This window comes from Blastococcus sp. SYSU D00813, assembly GCF_054050735.1.
In genome coordinates, this window is record NZ_JBJGZX010000001.1 from 72,203 (window position 1) to 90,557 (window position 18,355).

At 76.7% G+C, this 18,355-nt stretch carries 21 protein-coding genes; 9 read left to right on the top strand and 12 right to left on the bottom strand.

Features of this window, described 5'->3' with window-relative positions; translation table 11 throughout:
* Positions 1 to 37: 37 nt before the first annotated feature.
* Together ACI8AX_RS00385 and ACI8AX_RS00390 are read left to right on the top strand one after the other, a co-directional pair.
* Positions 38 to 1,081 carry a biotin carboxylase N-terminal domain-containing protein gene (locus ACI8AX_RS00385; RefSeq protein WP_456547805.1) on the top strand — a complete coding sequence of 348 codons (1,044 nt, stop codon included), beginning with the start codon at positions 38 to 40 and terminating at the stop codon, positions 1,079 to 1,081.
* Between the two features lie 120 nt (positions 1,082 to 1,201).
* Positions 1,202 to 1,426, top strand: coding sequence for a biotin/lipoyl-binding carrier protein (locus ACI8AX_RS00390; RefSeq protein ID WP_456547806.1), 225 nt, complete (start codon positions 1,202 to 1,204; stop codon positions 1,424 to 1,426).
* Positions 1,427 to 1,438: 12 nt separating this feature from the next.
* Here the strand turns inward: ACI8AX_RS00390 and ACI8AX_RS00395 are convergent, their stop codons facing one another.
* Positions 1,439 to 1,972, bottom strand: a complete 534-nt coding sequence (locus ACI8AX_RS00395; protein WP_456547807.1) for a GNAT family N-acetyltransferase — start codon at positions 1,970 to 1,972, stop codon at positions 1,439 to 1,441.
* 45 nt (positions 1,973 to 2,017) lie between these two features.
* Between ACI8AX_RS00395 and ACI8AX_RS00400 the strand changes: the two genes are divergently transcribed.
* The 4 genes from ACI8AX_RS00400 (at position 2,018) to ACI8AX_RS00415 (ending at position 7,148) form a co-directional block, all read left to right on the top strand.
* Positions 2,018 to 3,502 (top strand): sensor histidine kinase, encoded by a 1,485-nt coding sequence (locus ACI8AX_RS00400; RefSeq protein ID WP_456547808.1) that lies wholly within the window; start codon positions 2,018 to 2,020, stop codon positions 3,500 to 3,502.
* A 142-nt stretch (positions 3,503 to 3,644) separates the two neighbouring features.
* Positions 3,645 to 4,364, top strand: a complete 720-nt coding sequence (locus ACI8AX_RS00405; RefSeq protein WP_456547809.1) for a hypothetical protein — start codon at positions 3,645 to 3,647, stop codon at positions 4,362 to 4,364.
* Between the two features lie 17 nt (positions 4,365 to 4,381).
* Positions 4,382 to 6,520: a sensor histidine kinase gene (locus tag ACI8AX_RS00410; RefSeq protein ID WP_456547810.1), complete on the top strand. Its 2,139-nt coding sequence runs from the start codon at positions 4,382 to 4,384 to the stop codon at positions 6,518 to 6,520.
* The gene (locus ACI8AX_RS00415) at positions 6,492 to 7,148 is read left to right on the top strand and encodes a response regulator (protein WP_456547811.1); all 657 of its coding nucleotides are present in this window, start codon (positions 6,492 to 6,494) and stop codon (positions 7,146 to 7,148) included. Before ACI8AX_RS00410 ends, ACI8AX_RS00415 begins: the two co-directional genes overlap by 29 nt.
* 78 nt (positions 7,149 to 7,226) lie before the next feature.
* Here the strand turns inward: ACI8AX_RS00415 and ACI8AX_RS00420 are convergent, their stop codons facing one another.
* Positions 7,227 to 7,475 (bottom strand): WhiB family transcriptional regulator, encoded by a 249-nt coding sequence (locus ACI8AX_RS00420; protein ID WP_091943317.1) that lies wholly within the window; start codon positions 7,473 to 7,475, stop codon positions 7,227 to 7,229.
* 297 nt (positions 7,476 to 7,772) lie between these two features.
* Positions 7,773 to 8,795 carry a diacylglycerol/lipid kinase family protein gene (locus ACI8AX_RS00425; protein WP_456547812.1) on the bottom strand — a complete coding sequence of 341 codons (1,023 nt, stop codon included), beginning with the start codon at positions 8,793 to 8,795 and terminating at the stop codon, positions 7,773 to 7,775.
* An 83-nt stretch (positions 8,796 to 8,878) separates the two neighbouring features.
* Here ACI8AX_RS00425 and ACI8AX_RS00430 point away from each other — a divergent pair, with 83 nt between their 5' ends.
* Positions 8,879 to 9,388, top strand: a complete 510-nt coding sequence (locus ACI8AX_RS00430) for a hypothetical protein (RefSeq protein ID WP_456547813.1) — start codon at positions 8,879 to 8,881, stop codon at positions 9,386 to 9,388.
* Positions 9,389 to 9,392: 4 nt separating this feature from the next.
* On the opposite strand, the gene ACI8AX_RS00435 is transcribed toward ACI8AX_RS00430, so the two are convergent.
* The 6 genes from ACI8AX_RS00435 to sodN form a co-directional block, all read right to left on the bottom strand.
* Positions 9,393 to 10,175, bottom strand: a complete 783-nt coding sequence (locus tag ACI8AX_RS00435) for an HAD-IIA family hydrolase (RefSeq protein ID WP_456547814.1) — start codon at positions 10,173 to 10,175, stop codon at positions 9,393 to 9,395.
* Positions 10,172 to 10,657, bottom strand: coding sequence for an N-acetyltransferase family protein (locus ACI8AX_RS00440; protein ID WP_456547815.1), 486 nt, complete (start codon positions 10,655 to 10,657; stop codon positions 10,172 to 10,174). Before ACI8AX_RS00440 ends, ACI8AX_RS00435 begins: the two co-directional genes overlap by 4 nt.
* Positions 10,654 to 11,481 carry a CDP-diacylglycerol--serine O-phosphatidyltransferase gene (pssA, locus tag ACI8AX_RS00445; protein ID WP_456547816.1) on the bottom strand — a complete coding sequence of 276 codons (828 nt, stop codon included), beginning with the start codon at positions 11,479 to 11,481 and terminating at the stop codon, positions 10,654 to 10,656. The genes ACI8AX_RS00440 and pssA overlap by 4 nt, the downstream gene beginning before the upstream one ends.
* An 11-nt stretch (positions 11,482 to 11,492) precedes the next feature.
* A complete protein-coding gene (locus ACI8AX_RS00450) occupies positions 11,493 to 12,158 on the bottom strand; it encodes a phosphatidylserine decarboxylase (protein WP_456547817.1) in 666 nt (221 codons plus the stop codon).
* A gap of 80 nt (positions 12,159 to 12,238) precedes the next feature.
* On the bottom strand, positions 12,239 to 12,652 hold the full coding sequence (locus tag ACI8AX_RS00455) for a VOC family protein (protein WP_456547818.1): 414 nt from the start codon (positions 12,650 to 12,652) through the stop codon (positions 12,239 to 12,241).
* 157 nt (positions 12,653 to 12,809) lie between these two features.
* Positions 12,810 to 13,214: a superoxide dismutase, Ni gene (gene sodN, locus ACI8AX_RS00460; protein WP_456547819.1), complete on the bottom strand. Its 405-nt coding sequence runs from the start codon at positions 13,212 to 13,214 to the stop codon at positions 12,810 to 12,812.
* Between the two features lie 50 nt (positions 13,215 to 13,264).
* Here sodN and ACI8AX_RS00465 point away from each other — a divergent pair, with 50 nt between their 5' ends.
* Positions 13,265 to 13,672 (top strand): S26 family signal peptidase, encoded by a 408-nt coding sequence (locus tag ACI8AX_RS00465; RefSeq protein WP_456547820.1) that lies wholly within the window; start codon positions 13,265 to 13,267, stop codon positions 13,670 to 13,672.
* On the opposite strand, the gene ACI8AX_RS00470 is transcribed toward ACI8AX_RS00465, so the two are convergent.
* The gene (locus ACI8AX_RS00470) at positions 13,673 to 14,278 is read right to left on the bottom strand and encodes a dTDP-4-dehydrorhamnose 3,5-epimerase family protein (protein ID WP_456547821.1); all 606 of its coding nucleotides are present in this window, start codon (positions 14,276 to 14,278) and stop codon (positions 13,673 to 13,675) included.
* A 52-nt stretch (positions 14,279 to 14,330) separates the two neighbouring features.
* On the opposite strand from ACI8AX_RS00470, the gene ACI8AX_RS00475 reads away from it, so the two are divergent.
* Complete coding sequence (locus ACI8AX_RS00475) at positions 14,331 to 15,536, top strand: NAD(P)-dependent malic enzyme (RefSeq protein ID WP_456547822.1); 1,206 nt, start codon at positions 14,331 to 14,333, stop codon at positions 15,534 to 15,536.
* Here ACI8AX_RS00475 and ACI8AX_RS00480 read toward each other — a convergent pair.
* Both ACI8AX_RS00480 and ACI8AX_RS00485 read right to left on the bottom strand, forming a co-directional pair.
* Positions 15,523 to 17,004, bottom strand: a complete 1,482-nt coding sequence (locus ACI8AX_RS00480) for a pyridoxal phosphate-dependent decarboxylase family protein (RefSeq protein WP_456547823.1) — start codon at positions 17,002 to 17,004, stop codon at positions 15,523 to 15,525. The two genes, ACI8AX_RS00475 and ACI8AX_RS00480, sit on opposite strands and share 14 nt — an antisense overlap.
* A complete protein-coding gene (locus ACI8AX_RS00485) occupies positions 17,001 to 18,347 on the bottom strand; it encodes an MFS transporter (protein WP_456547824.1) in 1,347 nt (448 codons plus the stop codon). The genes ACI8AX_RS00480 and ACI8AX_RS00485 overlap by 4 nt, the downstream gene beginning before the upstream one ends.
* Between the last annotated feature and the right edge of the window lie 8 nt (positions 18,348 to 18,355).

The window sequence follows — 18,355 nt, forward strand, 5'->3', positions numbered from 1 at the left end:
CGGGCGGCACGGACGGACACGGGGAGGACCACGGGCCGTGGCGCAGTTGGGGATCGAGAGCGTGCTCGTCGCCGGGCGCGGTCCCGCGGCGTGCGCGGTGATCGCCGCCTGCTCGCGGCTGGAGGTCAAGGCCGTCGCCGTCCACTCGGAGGCCGAGCGGTCCGCGCTGCACGTGCGGCTGGCCGACGACGCCGTCCTGCTCGGGCCCGCGCCGGCCGCCGAGTCCTACCTCGCCGTCGACCGGATCGTGGAGGCCGCGCGCCGCAGCGGCGTCAGCGCCGTCCTGCCGGTCCCGCCCGCGCTGGCCGGCAACGCCCGGCTCGCCGGGGCGGTCGTCGCCGCCGGGCTCACCTGGGTCGGTCCCGACGCCGCCGTGCTGGAGCGGCTCGGCGGGGACGGCGTGGAGCCGGCCAGCGAGCGCGGCCTGCTGGCCTGGGTCACCGACGAGGGGCTGCACTGCCTCACCCCCGTGACCCGGGACCGGGCCGCCGGCATCGCCCGGGTCTCGTGGACGCCGGGGGAGCCGCCGCCGCTGCCCCCCGCCGTCCGCCGGCTGGTGGACGTCGGCTGGCGCGGGCTGGTCACCGTCGGCGTCGACCCCGACGGCGAGCTGGCCGAGGTGGCCGCCGGCTTCTCCCTGGACATGGCGGTGCTCGAGCGCGCGCACGGCGTGGACGCCGTCGAGCTCGCGCTGCGCAGCGCGGCCGGCACGACCGGTCGGCTGCCCACCCCCGCGGACCCGACGCGGGCCGCCGTCGCGGTGCAGCTGCGCGCCACGTTGCCGCCGGGGCAGGCCGGGCGGGTCACCGGCCGCCTGCCCGGGCCCGGCCGGCTGCGCGGCCGCCGCCGGTCGCTGGAGCTCGTGGCGACCCGCGGCTACGAGCCCGGTGACCGGCTCGACGGCTGGTACGACGCGCTGCTGGCCACGGTCAGCGCCGGCGCCGCCGACGTCCCGGCCGCCGCGCGGGCGGTCAGCGACGCCCTCACGGGCCTGGGGGAGACCGGCGTCCCGCACGACGGGCCCGAGGTCTGCGCCGTGCTGGAGCGACTGGCCGCCGGGGACCTCGCGCCGGGTGCCTGACCCGAGGGAGGACCCGCTGCCCCCCACGCCGCGCGAGCCCGGCGCGGGCCCCTGCAGCGGGGCCGGTGCAGGCCCGCGGGTGGTTGGATGAACCGGCAGCGTCGAGGTGGGGAGGTGCCGGTGGCGGTCGAGGAGATCCACGCCGAGATGGTGTCCAGCGTGTGGAAGGTGCTGGTGACGCCCGGCACCCCGGTCGCCGCGGGCGACACGCTGGTCATCCTCGAGTCGATGAAGATGGAGATCCCGGTCCTCACCGAGCGGTCCGGCACCGTGACCGGACTGCACGTGGTCGAGGGCGAGGTCTTGCAGGAGGGCGACCTCATCGCCACCGTCGACGCCTCCTGAGCCGGCCGGGCCTCAGAGCGGCAGCGCGTACACCCGCAGGTCCACGCCGGGCACCGGCGACCAGTCGCGCTCGGGCAGCCGGCGGAACCCCAGCCGCTCGTACAGCCGGTGGGCGGCGGTCATCCGCGGGTCCGTGGAGAGCACCATCGTGGTCTTCCCGGCCGCCCGGGCCCGCGCCAGGCAGGTGGTGACCAGCAGCTCCCCGACGCCCGCGCCGCGCGCGCCCGGGTCGACGACGAGCATGCGGAACGCGGCCTCGGAGTCGTCGGCCGTGATCTCGCCGAAGTCGCCGTCCAGCACGAGCGCGACGCTGCCCACGACCCGGCCCGCGAGACGGGCCACGAGCAGCTGGGCGCGCCCGACCCGGCCCTCCACGTCCCCGAGCTCGCCGAGGTAGGCCTCGCCCGCGAGCTCCTCGTCGCGGTAGACGCCCACGGTGAGCCGGCGGATGTCGTCGAAGTCGGCCGCGGTCGCCGGCTCGACGACGACGGCTGCGGCGGGGGAGGTGGCGGAGGAGGTGGCGGAGGAGGGGGCGGAGCGGGTCACGTCCGCCGAGACTAGGCGGGGCCGGCGCCTAGTCTCGGGGCCACCATGAGCAGCCTCTCCGACCGCCTGACGCGCGGCTCGGCCACCTCGCCGTCCCAGGTCGACCACGCCCGCCGGCTGGTCGCCGACTGGCAGCTGCTGGCCGACCTCTCCTTCGCCGACCTGACGCTGTGGGTGCCGCTGAAGACCGGCGCCTGGTGGTGCGTGGCCCAGGTGCGGCCGCTCACCGCGCCCACCAGCCAGCCCGACGACCTGGTCGGCAGCGAGGTCGAGGGCGCGGACGCCGAGCCCTTCGTCGTGGCCCACCGGGAGGGCCGGCCGGTCACCGAGGGCGAGCCGGACTGGTCGGGAGCCGCCCCCCGGCGACGGGAGGTCATCCCGGTGCGCCACGACGGCGTCGTCGTCGCCGTCCTGGCCCGGGACACCAACCTCGCCGTCACCCGGTCGCCGTCGACCCTGGAGCTCACCTACCTCGACATCGCCGCGGACCTGTGCCTGATGGTGTCGGCCGGCACCTTCCCGCCGCAGAAGGTCCTCGACGCCGAGATCAGCCCGCGGGTGGGCGACGGCCTGGTGCGCCTGGACGGCGCCGGCCGCGCGGTCTACGCCAGCCCCAACGCCCTGTCGGCCTACCGCCGGATCGGGGTGACCGGGGACGTGGTGGGCGCCGACCTCGCGCGGCTGAGCCGGGAGGTCGCCGCCGACCGGGTCGCGGGCGAGGCCGTGGGCGCGGGGATCCGCGCCGCCGTCGCCGGCCGGTTCCCCGAGCCGATGGACCTGGAGGGCGTCAGCGCCACCCTGCTCGTGCGGGCCCTGCCGCTGCAGGCGCCGGGGGCCGAGGAGGGCGCGCTGGTGCTGGTCCGGGACGTGACCGACGTCCGGCTGCGCGACCGCGCGCTGCTCACCAAGGACGCGACGATCCGCGAGATCCACCACCGCGTGAAGAACAACCTGCAGACCGTCGCCGCGCTGCTGCGGCTGCAGGCCCGGCGGATGACCGAGCCCGCCGCCCGCGCCGCGCTCGAGGAGTCGGTGCGCCGGGTCGCCTCCATCGCGGTCGTGCACGAGACGCTGGCCGGCAGCCGCGAGGACGTGGTGGACGTCGACGACGTCCTGGACCAGGTGCTGCCCATGCTCGGCGACCTGGCCTCGATCGGCCCCGCTGCGCGCACCTGCCGCATCGGCGCCTTCGGCGAGCTGCCCGCCGCCGCGGCCACCCCGCTGGTCCTCGCGGTCACCGAGCTGCTGCACAACGCCGCCGAGCACGCCTTCCCCGACGGCGAGACCGGCAGCATCGAGCTGCAGGCGCAGCGGGACGGCGACGACCTCGTCGTGCGGGTCCGCGACGACGGCACCGGCCTGCCGGCCGGCTTCGACCCCGCGGCCAGCGACGGTCTCGGGCTGCAGATCGTGCGGACGCTGGTCACCAGCGAGCTCGGCGGGAGCCTGACGATGGGCCGGCCGGGCGACGGCGGCACGGGCACCGAGGTCGTGCTCGACCTGCCCGGGGCGGGCCGCCCCCGCCGGTGACCCGCGCGGGCGCCACGACCGGGTGAGCCGGTCGCGGCGGGCGTCCCGCGGGTGTCCCGGGCGGTCGGGACGCACCGCCCCATGCGGCCGGGTCACCCGCGGCGCGACGGTTCCCTCCCCGAACCGAGCCCGAGGAGGACCCGTGACCGCCACCCACCCCGCCCCCGCCACCCCGCACGCGCCGCCGGCGCAGCCCGGCCGCCCGCCCGGCCGCGCCTGGGCCTGGACCGGCCTGGCCGGCGCCGTCGTCGGCGTGCCCGGGCTCGTGGTCACCGGCAACACCTACGACGCGTCCGCCGGCGTCGTCGAGGACAACGACGCCCTGCTGGCCGCCGTCACCGGCAACGCCGGCCTGGTGTGGGCGCAGCAGGTCGTCTGCGCCGTCGTCGCCGTCTGCTTCCTCGTCTTCGCCGCCGGGCTGCGCCGGTCGCTGGCGCGGCAGGAGCCGGCCGGCAGCCTCGTCCCGGGGCTGGCCGCGGCCGGGATCGCGGTCACGGCCGTCGCGGTGCTGGTCGGCGGCGGCATCTGCACCGAGCTGTACTGGGCGCTCGCCGGCGACCAGCCCTTCGACCCCGACACCGTCGGCGCCCACCTGGCGCTCTACAACACGATCCCGTGGCTGTGGGGTGCGCTGGGCGTCTCGGCCGCCGCGGTGGCCGTCGGCGGCCTGAGGAACGGCTCGGTGGGCCGCCCGACCGCCGTCCTGAGCCTCGTGCTCGCGCTGCTGCTCGCCGCCTCCCAGGTGCTGCCCGTGCAGTACGTGGCCGTCCTCCCCGGCGGGCTGTGGGTCGCAGTCACGGCGCTCACGTCGGCCCTGGCCGCGCGCCGGCCGGGCGCCGTGCCCGCCGTCGTCACCCGCTGACCACTACGGTGCCCGCCGTGTCGTCGACCACGGCCGGCCACCGCGCCGCCCCGCCCGCGCCCGCGGCGGTCCCGGCCGGGGCCGCCGCGGCACGGCCGGCGCGGCTGCGGTCGCTCGCGCTGCCGGCCACGGCGGTCGTGCTGGCGCTCGCGGCCGCCGGTCTGGTGCTGGGTCTGTCCGCCGGTCTCCCGGCCGGCGGCACCCTGCACCTGCTCCCGGTCACGGCCTGCGCCGTCACCGGCGGCCTGGTGGCGCGCCGCCGGCCCGACAACCCGGTCGGCTTCCTGCTGCTGGGCAGCGCCGCCTGCTTCGCGCTGCTCGACGCCTGCGGCTTCGCCGCCCTGCGCGCCCCGGACGGCTCGGCGGCGGCCGCCGTCCTGGGCTGGCCGCAGACGTGGCTGTGGATCCCCGCCAACGTCCTGCTGAGCGTCACCCCGGTGTTCTTCCCCGACGGCCGGGCGACCGCGGGCTGGCGGTGGCCGCTGCGGGCGCTGGCGGCCCTGGCTGCCGTCGCGGTGGTGCTGTCCGCCCTGCGCCCGGGGACGGACGTGGAGCTCGGGGTCCCGGGCCGGCCCAACCCCCTGGGCGTCCCCGGCCTGCTGCCCGTCGCCGGCGCGGCCGGCTCGGCCTCCGTCCTCGCCTCCGGGCTGGTCCTGGTCGCCGGCGGGATCGACCTGGTCCGCCGGGTGCGGCGGGAGCCGCCGGGCTCCCGGCTGCGCCAGCAGGCGGAGTGGCTGGCGTACGCGGTCGGGCTGGCGGTGCTGCTCGTCCTCGCCCGGCTGCTCGGCGGGCTGGCCGACGACGACCCGGACGCGCTCTTCCCGGCCGGCCTCGGCTGGGAGGTCGCCGGCGCCGTGGCGGCCAGCCTCCTGCCGGTCGGCCTCGGGGTGGCCGTCGTCCGCCACCGGCTCCTCGACATCGACCGGCTGATCAGCCGCACGGTGGTGCTGGTCGTGCTGTCGGCCGCCGTCGCGGCCTCCTACCTCGCGGGGGTCGCCGCGGCCGGCGCCCTGCTCGGCACGGTGCGGCTGCCCGCCTCGCTCGGCGCGGCGGTCGTCGCCGCCGTGCTGCTGGCGCCGGTGCGCAGCGGGCTGCAGCGCCGGGTGGACCGCCTGCTCTACGGCGAGCGCGGCGACCCGCACGCCATCCTGGCCCGCCTGGGCCGGCAGCTGGAGTCGGCGCCGGACGCGGTGTCGCTCGCCTCGGCCGCGGAGACGGTGCGCGACGCCCTCCAGCTCCCCGGCGCCGGCATCGACCTCGGCGGCGGTGCCCGGATCGCCGCGGGCGACCTCCCCGGCGTCCCCGTCGCGCTGCCGCTGCTCTCCGGCGGCGAGCAGGTCGGGCGGCTGCTGCTCGCACCACGGCCGGGGGAGGCCACCCTCGGCCGACGGGACCTGCGGGTGCTCCGGGACCTGGCGCCGGGCATCGCCGGCGCCGTGCGGGCGAGCCGGGAGAGCGAGCGCGCCGGGCGGCTCGCCGCCGACCTGCAGCGCTCGCGGGAGCGGCTGGTGCTCGCCCGGGAGGAGGAGCGGCGCCGGCTGCGCCGGGACTTCCACGACGGCCTCGGCCCGGTCCTGGCAGGGCTCGCGATGCGCGCGGAGACGGCGCGGGAGGTCGACGACCCCGCCGTCGTCCGGCAGCTGCTCGACGAGGTCGCCGAGGACGCGCGGACGGCGCTGGCCGACGTCCGCCGGCTCGTCGACGGGCTGCGGCCGCCGGCGCTGGACCACCTCGGCCTGGCCGGCGCGCTCGCCGCCACGCTGGCCGGCCGGCCCCGGTCGGGGACGCCGGTCACGCTGGAGGTGCCCGGGCCGCTCGGGTCGCTGCCGGCCGCGGTGGAGGTCGCCGCCTACCGGATCGCGGTCGAGGCGGTCACCAACGTCGACCGGCACGCCGGGGCGACGGCGGCGCGGGTGCGGCTCACCGAGGACGGCGGCCTGCTCGTGGTCGAGGTGGCCGACGACGGCCGGGGCGGCGCGCGGTCGTCGGCGACCGGCGTGGGGCTGGCGTCGATGCGGGAGCGCGCGGCCGAGCTCGGCGGGAGCTGTACCGTCACCGGCCGCGCGGGCGGGGGCACGGTCGTGCGCGCGGAGCTGCCGCTGGAGCCGGGGGAGGACGGAGGACACCGTGGACCGCATCCGCGTCCTGCTGGTTGACGACCACGCGCACTTCCGCGCCGGGCTGCGGGCCCTGCTGGGCACCGCGCCGGACCTCGAGGTGTGCGGGGAGGCCGCCAGCGGCGAGGAGGCGCTCGCCGTCGTCGTCCGGACCCAGCCCGACGTCGTCCTGCTCGACCTGGGGATGCCGGGGATGGGCGGCGTCGCGGCGACCGAGCGGCTGGTGGCGGCCAGCCCGCACGCGCGCGTGCTGGTCCTGAGCATGTCCGACGACGACGACTCGGTGTTCGCCGCGCTGCGGGCCGGCGCCCGCGGCTACCTGCTCAAGGGCGCCGGGCGGGCGGAGATCCTGCGCTCGGTGCGGGCCGTCGCCGAGGGGGAGGCCATCTTCGGGCCGAGCATCGCGCTGCGGCTGGCGGCGTTCTTCGCCACGCCGCCGGCGGCGCCGTCCGAGCCGCCGTTCCCCGAGCTGACGGCGCGGGAGCGGGAGGTGCTGGAGCTGGTGGCCCGGCACCGGACCAACCCGCAGATCGCCGAAGCGCTGGGCGTCAGCAGCAAGACGGTGCGCAACCACGTGTCCAACGTGTTCGCGAAGCTGCAGGTCGCCGACCGGGCGACCGCCGCGGAGCTGGCCCAGCGCTGCGGCCTGGGCGGCCCCGCCCGCTGACGGCGACCGGGCCCGGACGCGCGAGAGGCCGGCCCGGGAGCCGGGCCGGCCTCTCGCGCGGTGCTGGGTGTGCGGGTGTCAGGCGCGGACGCGGGTCCGGGACTGCCGCCGCTTGAGCGCGCGGCGCTCGTCCTCGGAGAGACCGCCCCAGACGCCGGAGTCCTGGCCCGAGCGCAGCGCCCAGTCCAGGCACGACTGCACGACCGGGCAACGCCGGCACACCGCCTTCGCCTGCTCGACCTGGACGGTGGCGGGACCCGTGGTGCCGATCGGGAAGAACAGCTCCGGGTCCTCGTCGCGGCAGAGGGCGCGGTGGCGCCAGTCCATGGTGGTGTGCTCCTCGAAGTCGTCTACGGTGTGCCGGTCAGGGCGCTGTCTCGGGCGTCTGCGCGGGCGACACCACTCCGTGTCGTCGACCAGCGACCGCCTACCCCTTGTTACCGGCAGGTTGCGTTCCTGCTCGCGATGTTTTCACGACACGGACGCCTGTCAAGCGATGCGAGGGCCCGGTGGGACCCCTCGTGAGCAAGCTCACCACGCTCGTGATAGGGCCGCCACTCGGGCGGGCGGAACCGTTGACAGGAGCCCCCGGACGTGCCCTCCCGCGGCGCCGCGGGGAGCCGCTCAGGCGACGACGCGGAGGGCGGACGGGACCGAGCGCAGCCGCAGTCCGGTCGCGGTGCCGAGGTGGTCGCCGTCGAGCTGCCAGCCCTGCGGCCGGGTCGCGGTGAGCGTGACCTCCGGCAGGTCGTGCCAGCGGTGCACCCGGCGCCCGCGGACGGCCGGCTGCGGGCGCATCACCTGGCGCAGCGTGCGCAGCATGCCGACCGACCCCATGCGGCCGAGGGCGAACACGTCGAGCTCGGTGTCGAACGAGGCCTCGGGGCTGGGGTTGATCGGGCGGGCGCCCAGGTAGGTCCACGGGCTGACGTTGGAGACCAGGCAGAGGAAGACGCCGGCCCGCGGGTCCGCGCCGGGCACCTCGACGGTCACCGCCGGCCGGCGGCGCTCCCGGCCGAGCAGGAACGCCGTCGTCGCCTCGCGGATGTACAGCGCGCCGGTCGAGCGGCGGCCGCGGGCACGCTGCGCCTCGACGCGGGCGATGACCTCGGCGTCGAAGCCGAGGCCGGCGGCGAACACGAACCAGCGCGGCTCGGTCCAGCCCGGGTGCGCGGCGGCGTCGCGGGCCGCGATCACCGGCGCCGCGGCCGGGTCGACCGGCTCGACCGGGGCAGTGCTGGTGCCCGACGCGCTGGCGGTGCCCAGCGACACGCGCCGGGTGCGCCCGGCCCGGATGCTGTCGAGGATCTCGGCGGTGGCCTCCACCGGGTCGCGGGAGCGGCCCAGCGCCCGGGAGAACACGTTGGTCGAGCCCCCCGGCACGACGGCGAGCGTGGGCACGTCCGGGCCCGGGCCGGCGTGCAGGAGGCCGTTGACGACCTCGTTGACCGTCCCGTCGCCGCCGAGGGCCACCACGATGTCGACGCCGTCGTCGCGGGCCTCGCACCCCAGCTCGCGGGCGTGCCCGCGGTGGGTCGTCTCGGCGAGGTCGACCTTCAGCTGGCTGCCGAGGGCGCCGACGAGGACGTCGCGGACCTTGGCGTTGGTGGAGGTCGCCGCGGGGTTGGCCACCACGAGCGCACGCATGCTGGCCAGGCTAGCCACGCGGGGTGCTGTCCCCGGCCAGCGGCGGCTCAACCCTGTGACCGCTGACGCGTAGCCTCGCTGGTGTGACGCAGGAGAGCGGAGCGGTCGGGCGCGGCGGGTCGCGGGAGCCCCGGCGGAGCAGCCGGGCCGACCGGCTGCTCGGCGGCGCCGCCGACCCGGGCACGCCCCGGCCGCGGGTGGAGCGGCCGGAGGCGCCGGTCGCCGTCCGCCGCGCCGCGCTCGTCGTGGCCCTGGAGGCGGCGCTGCTGTTCGGCGGCGCGCTCGTGCTCCTCTACCTGACGCTCACCGGCGACCCCGAGAGCGTGAAGAGCGCCGTGGGGGAGGTCGTCTACGTCTCGCTGTTCGGCGCGGCCATGACCGCCGCGGCGGTGGGCCTGTGGCGGGCCTCGGCGTGGGCGCGGGGGCCGGTGGTCACCCTCCAGCTGATCCTGGCCGCGGTCGGCTTCTACGCCGCCTTCCACGCCGACCGCCCGGAGATCGGCATCCCGGTGCTCGCCCTCGTGGCCGTCGAGCTCTACTTGCTGGCCACGCCGGAGGCGCGGCTGGCGTTCTTCCAGCGCTCGGGGGAGTAGGCCCTCACACGAGGTCGACGACGTCGGCGATCGAGTCGAGCACCCGTCCCGGTCGGAACGGGAAGCGGGACACGTCGGCGGCCCGGGTGGAGCCGGTCAGCACGAGGATCGTGTCGAGCCCGGCCTCGATGCCGGCGACGACGTCGGTGTCCATCCGGTCGCCGATCATGACCGTGCTCTCCGAGTGCGCCTCGATCCGGTTCATCGCGCTGCGGAACATCATCGGGTTGGGCTTGCCGACGAAGTAGGGCTCCGCCCCGGTCGCCTTGGTGATCATCGCCGCGACCGCGCCGGTCGCCGGCAGCGGGCCCTCGGCCGACGGCCCGGTGACGTCGGGGTTCGTGGCGATGAAGCGGGCGCCGGCCTCCACCAGCCGGACCGCCCGCGTGATGGCCTCGAACGAGTACGTGCGGGTCTCGCCGAGGACGACGTAGTCCGGGTCGACGTCGGTGAGCGTGTAGCCGGCCTCGTAGAGCGCCGTGGTCAGCCCGGCCTCGCCGATCACGTAGGCCGACCCGCCCGGCAGCTGGGTGGACAGGAAGTCCGCCGTCGCCAGCGCCGAGGTCCAGATGGCCTCCTCCGGCACCTGCAGGCCCGAGCGGGTCAGCCGCGCCGCGAGGTCGCGCGGGGTGAAGATCGAGTTGTTGGTCAGCACCAGGAAGCGGCGGCGGCGCTCCACCAGCCGGGCCAGGAACTCCGCGGCGCCGGGCAGCGCCTGGCCCTCGTGCACCAGGACGCCGTCCATGTCGGTGAGCCAGCACTCGGCCGGCTGGCGGCCGGTGCTCATGCGCGCCGGTCCGCGGCGAAGCCGGTCAGCGCGTCGTCGGTCAGCCGGAACACGGTCCACTCGTCCATCGGCACCGCCCCCGCCGCCTTGTAGAAGTCGATCGAGGGGGTGTTCCAGTCGAGCACCGACCACTCGAGCCGGTCGTACCCGCGCTGCACGCACACCTCGGCGAGCGTCCGCAGCAGCTCCCGGCCCAGGCCGCTGCCGCGGTGCTGCGGCTGCACGTAGAGGTCCTCGAGGTGGATGCCGTGGGTGCCGCGCCAGGTGGAGAAGTTGAGGAACCACAGCGCCGTCCCCACGACGACCCCGTCGTCGGCCACGGCCACGTGGCCGAACAGCGCGGGCGACCCGCCGAACAGCGCCGCGGTCAGCTGCTCCTCGGTGAGCCGCACCTCGTGCAGCGCCTTCTCGTACTCGGCCAGCTCGCGGACCAGGCCGACCACCGCCGGGACGTCGGCGGGCGTGATCTCCCGGATGCTCATGTGAGCAGCTCCTTCACACGGGCGGGCACCAGGCGCGACAGCGGCGACAGCGCCGGCACCAGGACGGGGGCGAACAGGTAGCCGTAGGCGAGCACGCAGCCGGTGACCACCGGCACGGTCGCGAACCCGACCACGATGACGACGGCGGCGGCGATCAGCCCATACGGCCGGCCGCTCTTGGGGCTGACCAGCGAGCGGAACGACCGGAAGCGGACGGTGCTGACCATCAGCAGCGCCGGCAGGGCGACGATCAGCAGCACCCACAGCCGGTCGCGGCCCTGCATCTGGTCGCCGAAGGCGAAGACCGAGGCGAGGACGACGCCCGCGGCGCCGGGGCTCGGCATGCCGGTGAAGTACCGCTTGTCGGCCGTCGGGTCGATCGTGGTGTTGAACCGCGCCAGCCGGATGGCCGCGCACGCCACCCACAGGCCGCAGGCCACCCAGCCCAGCGGGTCCCACCCGTCGCGGCCCTCGGAGAACAGCGTGAAGGCGATCAGCGCCGGCGCCATGCCGAAGGAGACCAGGTCGGCCAGCGAGTCGAACTGCAGGCCGAACGGGGTCACCGCGCCGACCAGCCGGGCGACCGCGCCATCGGTGATGTCGAAGACGATCGACAGGCCGATCAGGACGGCGGCCAGCGTGTGGTCCCCGCGGATGGAGACCAGGATGGCGACGAAGCCGCACATCATGTTGGCCAGCGTGAACAGGCTGGGGAGCGTGGCCAGCGCCCGCCGGCGGGTGCTGCGCACCGAGCCCCGGACGAACTCCACGGTCGCCGTCCGCCGGGTCTGCGGGAGGCCCGCACCGGACGCCGAACTGGGCATGCCGCCGCTCCTCAGCCGGCCGCGGGGAAGCGCGCGATGACGGTCTCGCCCCCGCGCACGCGCTGACCCCTGGTCACCGTGACCTCGCACTCGGGCGGGACGAAGACGTCCATCCGCGACCCGAACTTCATCAGACCCATCCGCTCGCCGGTGGCCAGGTGCTGCCCGACCCCGGTGCGGGTGACGATCCGGCGGGCCAGCACGCCCACGAGCTGGCGGAAGACCACGGTGCGGTCGCCGTCGCGCAGCCACAGCTCGCTGCGCTCGTTCCGGTGCGCGGACTCCTTGCGGTACGCGGCCAGGAAGCTGCCTTTGCGGTAGGAGCTCTCCACGACCTCGCCGCGGTAGGGCGAGCGGTTGACGTGCACGTCGACGACGGACAGGAAGACGCTGACCTGCTGCCAGTCCCCGGGCGGGGCCACGCCCTCCTGGGGCTGCCCGGCGACCATGACGACGCCGTCGGCGGGGGAGAGGACGTCGTCGGGCGGAGGTGTCTCGCGGTCGCAGCGGCGGTCGGGGTCGCGGAAGAACAGCGCCATGTAGGCCGACAGCCCGACCAGGGGCCAGGCCAGCCGGGCCGGCCAGCGGCGGCCGGACACGGTGGCGGCGGTCGAGAGGACGGCGGCAGGGGCCAGCGGGCCGGCGACGAAGGGCCAGCCGGCGGGGTCGATGCGCATGGTGCCCCCACGCTACCGGTGGCGCCCGGCGGGGGCGGGGCGTTCCCCGGGCCGGCGGGCGGCCCGGGGACGCCGGGGGCTCAGGAGGCGGGTGCGGAGGCGTTGACCAGCCAGCGGATGCCGAAGCGGTCGGTGACCTGCCCGAACGTGTCGCCCCACATCTGCTTCTCGAAGGGGACGTCGACGGCGCCGCCCTCGGCCAGCCCCTCGAAGTAGCGGGTGAGGGTCTCGACGTCGTCGCCGGACAGGGAGCAGGAGACCTTGTCGGGGCCGCCTGCCTCGGGGTCGTGGCCGTCGGAGGCCATGAGCTCCAGGCCGGCGTCGGTGCGCAGGAAGGCGTGCATCACGCCGTCGTCGGGGTACTGGCCGCCACCCCCGCCTACGTCGCCGAAGGTCATCACGTCGAGCTGCCCGCCGAGGACCGAGCGGTAGAACTCCATCGCCGCGCGGGCGTCGCCGGCGAAGTGCAGGTAGGGGTTGAGCCGGATGGCCATGGTCGCTCCTGGGGTCGTGGGACGTCGCAGGTCGGACCGGACCGCAACCGCGGACTCATCGGTCCCGGGGACGCCACCGGCCGGCGCCCCGAGGGGACGCCGGCCGGTGTGGCCTCCCCGCCCCCGCCGCGAGCGGTGGGGGCAGGGAGCTCCTCGATCAGGCCGCGGCCTTGGTCTCCCAGAAGATCTTGTCGATCTCGGCGATGTAGTCGAGCAGCTTCTGGCCCTCGGCGGGGTCCATGCTGCCCTTGCCGCCGGCGGCACCGGCCTGCTTGGTGGCCTTGTTGAACAGCTCGTGCAGCTGCGGGTACTTCTCGAAGTGCGGGGGCTTGAAGTAGTCGGTCCAGAGCACCCACAGGTGGTGCTTGACCAGGTCCGACCGCTGCTCCTTGATGAGGACGGCGCGCTGCCGGAAGACCGGGTCCTCGTTGGCCTGGTACTTCTCCTGGATGGCCTTGACGGACTCCGCCTCGATGCGGGCCTGGGCCGGGTCGTACACGCCGCAGGGGAGGTCGCAGTGCGCGGTGGCCTCCACGGCGGAGAACATGCGGGACAGACGCATGGACGTGCCTCCGGGGATCGTGTGGTGGGTCGTCTGCGACCCTACTCGCGGTGAGCGGGGGAGACAGCGGGGAGGACCGGGTCCCCGACCAGGTCCCTGATCTGGTCCCCGCCCTGCTCACGCCCTGGGTCCTGGTCCGGGTGAGCGGTCCGTCGATGTCCCCGACGGTGCGCCACGGTGACCGTCTGCTGGCCAGGCGGGTCCGTCCGGGCGGGCGGGTGCGCGGCGGCGACGTCGTCCTCGCCCGGTTCCCGGCGCGGCCGGAGCTGCTGGTGGTCAAGCGGGTGGTGCACCCGCTGCCCGGCGGCCACTGGGTGCAGGGGGACAACCCGCTCGTGACCGACGACAGCCGCGCGTTCGGCCCGGCCGTCGTCGTCGGCCGGGTGGTGGCCCGGCTGTGGCCGCGCCCCGGGCGCGTGGGCCCGCCGCCGCCGGGCCCGGAGCGGCCCCGGCGCTGACTAGCCCTGCGCGCGGCGCTCGGCGTAGCGGGCGGTGCACTCGGCCATGGTCGGCAGCAGGCCCTGCTCGCGGGCCTCGGCGAGGGTGGGGGCGGCCTGGTCCTTGGCCGACAGCTCGAAGTCGACGTCGGCGGGCCAGGGCAGGTCGAGCTCCGGGTCGAGCGGGTGCACGCCGAACTCCCGGGACGGGTCGTAGCCGCTGGTGACCAGGTAGGTCACCGAGCTGCCGTCGGCCAGCGACACGAAGGCGTGGCCCAGGCCCTCGGCCAGGTACACCGCCCGCGGCTGCTGGCTGTCGAGCAGCACCGCCTCGGAGACGCCGAAGGTGGGGGAGCCGACGCGCACGTCGACGACCACGTCGAGGACGCGGCCGGCCGGGCAGTAGACGTACTTGGCCTGACCGGGCGGCACGAGCGCGAAGTGCACCCCGCGCAGGGCACCGCGGGCGGAGACGCTGTGGTTGGCCTGCACCAGCGGCAGCGCCGAGCCGGTGGCCTCGGCCAGCACGTCGGCCCGGTACCACTCGGTGAACCGGCCGCGGGCGTCACCGTGGGACACCAGGTCGATGGCGTAGGCGTCGGGCACGGCGAGCTGGCGGGTCTGCACGGTCGCACCGTAGCGATGCGCCGGGAGGGACCCGGATTACGCTGCCGTGTCCATGGACAGCAACGACACCGCGCACGCCCCCGACCGCTTCGCCGACGACCCGGCGTTCGCGGTACACGAGGGCGGCAAGCTGGTCGTACGGTCCACCCGCGCGATCGACTCGATCGCCGACCTGGCGCTCACCTACACCCCCGGCGTCGCCCGGGTCAGCAGCGCCATCGCCGTGGAGCCCGGGCTCGCCCGCCGGTTCACCTGGGCGCCGCGCACGGTCGCGGTCGTCTCCGACGGCACCGCCGTCCTCGGGCTGGGGGACATCGGCCCCACCGCCGCGCTGCCGGTGATGGAGGGCAAGGCCTGCCTGTTCAGCGAGTTCGCCGGGCTGTCGGCGGTGCCGGTGGTCCTGGACACCACCGACGTCGACCGCATCGTCGACACGGTGGTGGCGATGGCGCCGTCCTTCGGGGGGATCAACCTCGAGGACATCAGCGCCCCGCGCTGCTTCGAGGTGGAGGAGCGGCTGCGCGAGCGGCTGGACATCCCGGTCATGCACGACGACCAGCACGGGACGGCGATCGTCGTCCTCGCCGCCCTGCGCAACGCGGCGAAGGTGGTCGGGCGGGAGCTGGGCAGCCTGCGCGTCGTCGTGTCCGGTGCGGGCGCGGCGGGTGTGGCATGCACCAAGATCCTGCTCGAGGCCGGCGTGGGGGAGATCGCCGTCGCCGACTCCCGCGGGGTGCTGCACACCGGCCGCGACGACCTGACGCCGATCAAGCGCTGGGTCGCCGAGAACACCAACCGGGCGGGCTACGCCGGGACGATGGTGGGCGCGCTCGAGGGCGCCGACGTCTACCTCGGGCTGTCGGGCGGCTCGGTGCCGGAGGCGGCGATCGCGGCCATGGCGCCGAACTGCATCGTGTTCTCGCTGGCCAACCCCATCCCCGAGGTCGACCCGGAGATGGCGGCGCGGTACGCGGCCGTCGTCGCGACCGGCCGCAGCGGCGAGCCGAACCAGATCAACAACGTGCTGGCCTTCCCCGGGGTGTTCCGCGGCGCCATCGACGCAGGCGCCAAGCACATCACCGAGGAGATGAAGCTGGCCGCGGCCACCGCCATCGCCGACGTGGTGGGCGAGGACCTGCGGCCCGACCACATCGTCCCCAGCCCGCTGGACCGCCGGGTGGCCGAGGCGGTCGCCGCCGCGGTCGCCGCCTGCGCCCGCGAGCAGATGGACGGCCCCGCCCCCCTCACCCCTCGCTGACCCGGGGCGAGCCGCCGGAGGCGGCCGAGGCCCCGCTGGGGCGGTAGACCAGGTCGAGGACGCCGGCCAGCAGCCGTTCGGCCACCGGCCGGGGGAGCGCCGACACCAGCGCGTGCACCGGCGCCATCCGCTCCGGCAGCCGCCCGCCGCCGACGCCCGCGACCTCGAGCAGCGCGTCGACCTCCGCGACCGTGAGCGCCGCGGGGTCGATGGTCGCCGCCGCGGCCACCAGGTCCGGGTCGGCCACCGGCCGGGGGAGGGCCGCGGCCGCCCGGGCGGCGCCGGCCAGGTCGGCGAGCAGCGCGTCGACCCGGCCGGCGGTGGCACCGGTGACCGTCAGGTGCAGCGTCGCGGGCAGGTCGCCCCCGGGCTGGGCGAACGGCGGCTGGGGCTGCAGCAGCCAGCCGCGGGCGGTCATCTCGTCGGCCAGGGTGAGCACGTCGACGCCGTCCGGCCCGTCCTCGGCGACGGCGACCAGCGTGGCGACCGGCGTCCCCACGACCCGCAGCCCGCCGATGCGCGCGATGCCGTCGGCGAGGGCGACGGTGGCGGCGCGGGTGTCGCGGGCCAGCCGGGCGTAGCCGTCGCGGCCGAGCCAGCGGTGCACCGCCCACGCCGCGGCCATCGGTCCCGCCGGGCGGGTGCCGGCCAGCGTCGGGTTGACCACGGGGTAGCCGGGCCAGCCGGCGGTGGCGAACCAGTGGCCCTGCCGCAGCTCCGGGTCGGCCGTGAGCAGCACCGACACGCCCTTGGGTGCGTAGCCGTACTTGTGCAGGTCCACCGACAGCGACGTCACCCCCGGCACGGAGAGGTCGAAGGGCTCGGGGACGTCGTCGAGGAAGGGCAGCACCCAGCCGCCGATGCAGGCGTCGACGTGGCACGGCACCCCGGCCGCGGCGGCCAGCGCGGCGACGTCGCCGACGGGGTCCAGCACGCCGTGCGGGTAGGACGGCGCGCTGACCACGACGAGCGCGGTGCCGGCGTCCAGCGCGGCGGCGACCGCCGCCGGCTCCGCCCGGCAGGTGACCGGGTCGACCGGCACGTCGACCACGTCGAGGTCGAACAGGTGCGCGGCCTTGCGGAACGCCGCGTGGGCGGTGACCGGCAGCAGCAGCCGCGGCCGGCCGGTGGGCGACCCGGTGCGGGCCCGCCAGCGCTCCCGGGCGGCGAGGACGGCCAGCAGGCAGCTCTCCGTGCCGCCGGTGGTCACCGTGCCCACGGTCGCCGGGCCGCCGCCGAGCAGGTCGACCGCCGCGGCGACCAGGTCGTCCTCGATCCGGGCGACGCTGGGGAAGGCGGTCGGATCCAGGGCGTTCGTCCACTGGTAGGCCGCCTGGGCCTGCGCCGCGAGGGAGTCGACGCCCGCGCGGCCCGAGTCGTAGACGTAGGCCATCGTCCGTCCGCCGTGGGTGGGGACGTCGCCGGCCTGCAGCGCGGTCAGCGCGGCCAGCACCTCCTGCGGGGTCACACGGGCTCCTCGCCGTGGGTCGGGACGGGGTCGAGCCGGTAGCGGGCCAGCACCGGCAGGCTGGCGAGCACGAACAGCGCGGGGACGACGCTGAAGCCGAGCCGGACGGCGAGCTCGGCGGCCGACGACTGCGGCACCACCTCGTCGCCGGTCGAGGACACGTAGCCCGCGGCGGCCAGCAGCAGCCCGAGCAGACCGGGGCCGACGGCCAGCCCGAGGGTCTCGGCCGCCGTCCAGACGCCGGTGAACACCCCCGCCCGGCGCTGCCCCGAGGCCCGCTCGTCGGCGGCGATGACGTCGGGCAGCATCGCCAGCGGGAACATCTGCATGCCGGCGTAGCCGACGCCGACCAGGACGACGAGGACGACGACCAGGCCGGTGCCGGCGACGTCGCCGACGGCCAGCGCCGCCGCGCCGACGGTGAACACCGCCGACGAGACCAGCAGCGCGGCCCGCTTGCCCAGCCGCCGGCCGAGTCGCAGCCACACCGGCATCACCACGATCGCGGGGCCGACCAGCGCGGCGAACAGCAGCGCACCGGCCGCCTCGTCCCCGAGCACCTGCCGGGCGTAGTAGGGCACCCCGGCCAGCATCACGCCGATCCCCAGCGCCTGGACGACGAAGCCGGCCAGCAGCACGCGGAAGGGCCGCGACCGCCAGGCCAGCACCAGCGTCGGCCCCAGCCGCCCCTCGCTGCGCACCCGGGTGAGCGTCGGCGCCGAGCGCGTGCCGGCGACCGCGCCGAGCATCCCGCCGGCCAGCAGCACCGCGACGAACACCGCCATCGCCAGGTGCCCGGCGCGGCCCCCGCCGGCCAGGTCCACGACGGCGGGGGCGCCCGCGCCGGCCAGCAGGATGCCGAGCGCGAGCGCCGCCACCCGCCACGACATGAGGGTCGACCGCTCGGCGGGGTCGTCGGTGATCTCCGCGGGCTGGGCCACGTAGGGCACCTGGAAGCAGCCGTAGGCGGTGGCCGCCAGCAGGAAGGTGGCCGCCACCCAGCCCGCCGCCAGCGCCGGGGGGCCGCCCGGCCCGGCGAAGACCAGGACGAACAGCGGCGGCAGCGCCAGGCCGCCGGCCAGCATCCACGGCCGGCGCGGGCCCCAGCGGCTCTCGGTGCGGTCGGAGCGGCTGCCGATCCAGGGGTTGAGCAGCACGTCCCAGGCCTTGGGGGCGAACACCACCAGGCCGGCGACCCCCGCCGCGACGCCCAGCACGTCGGTCAGGTAGTAGAGGAGCAGCAGCCCGGGCACGGTGCCGAACGCCGCCGTCCCGATCGAGCCGACCGCGTAGCCGAGGTGGGTGCCCCGGCCCAGCCGCGGGGCGGAGGAGGCGGCGGTCACAGCGGGGA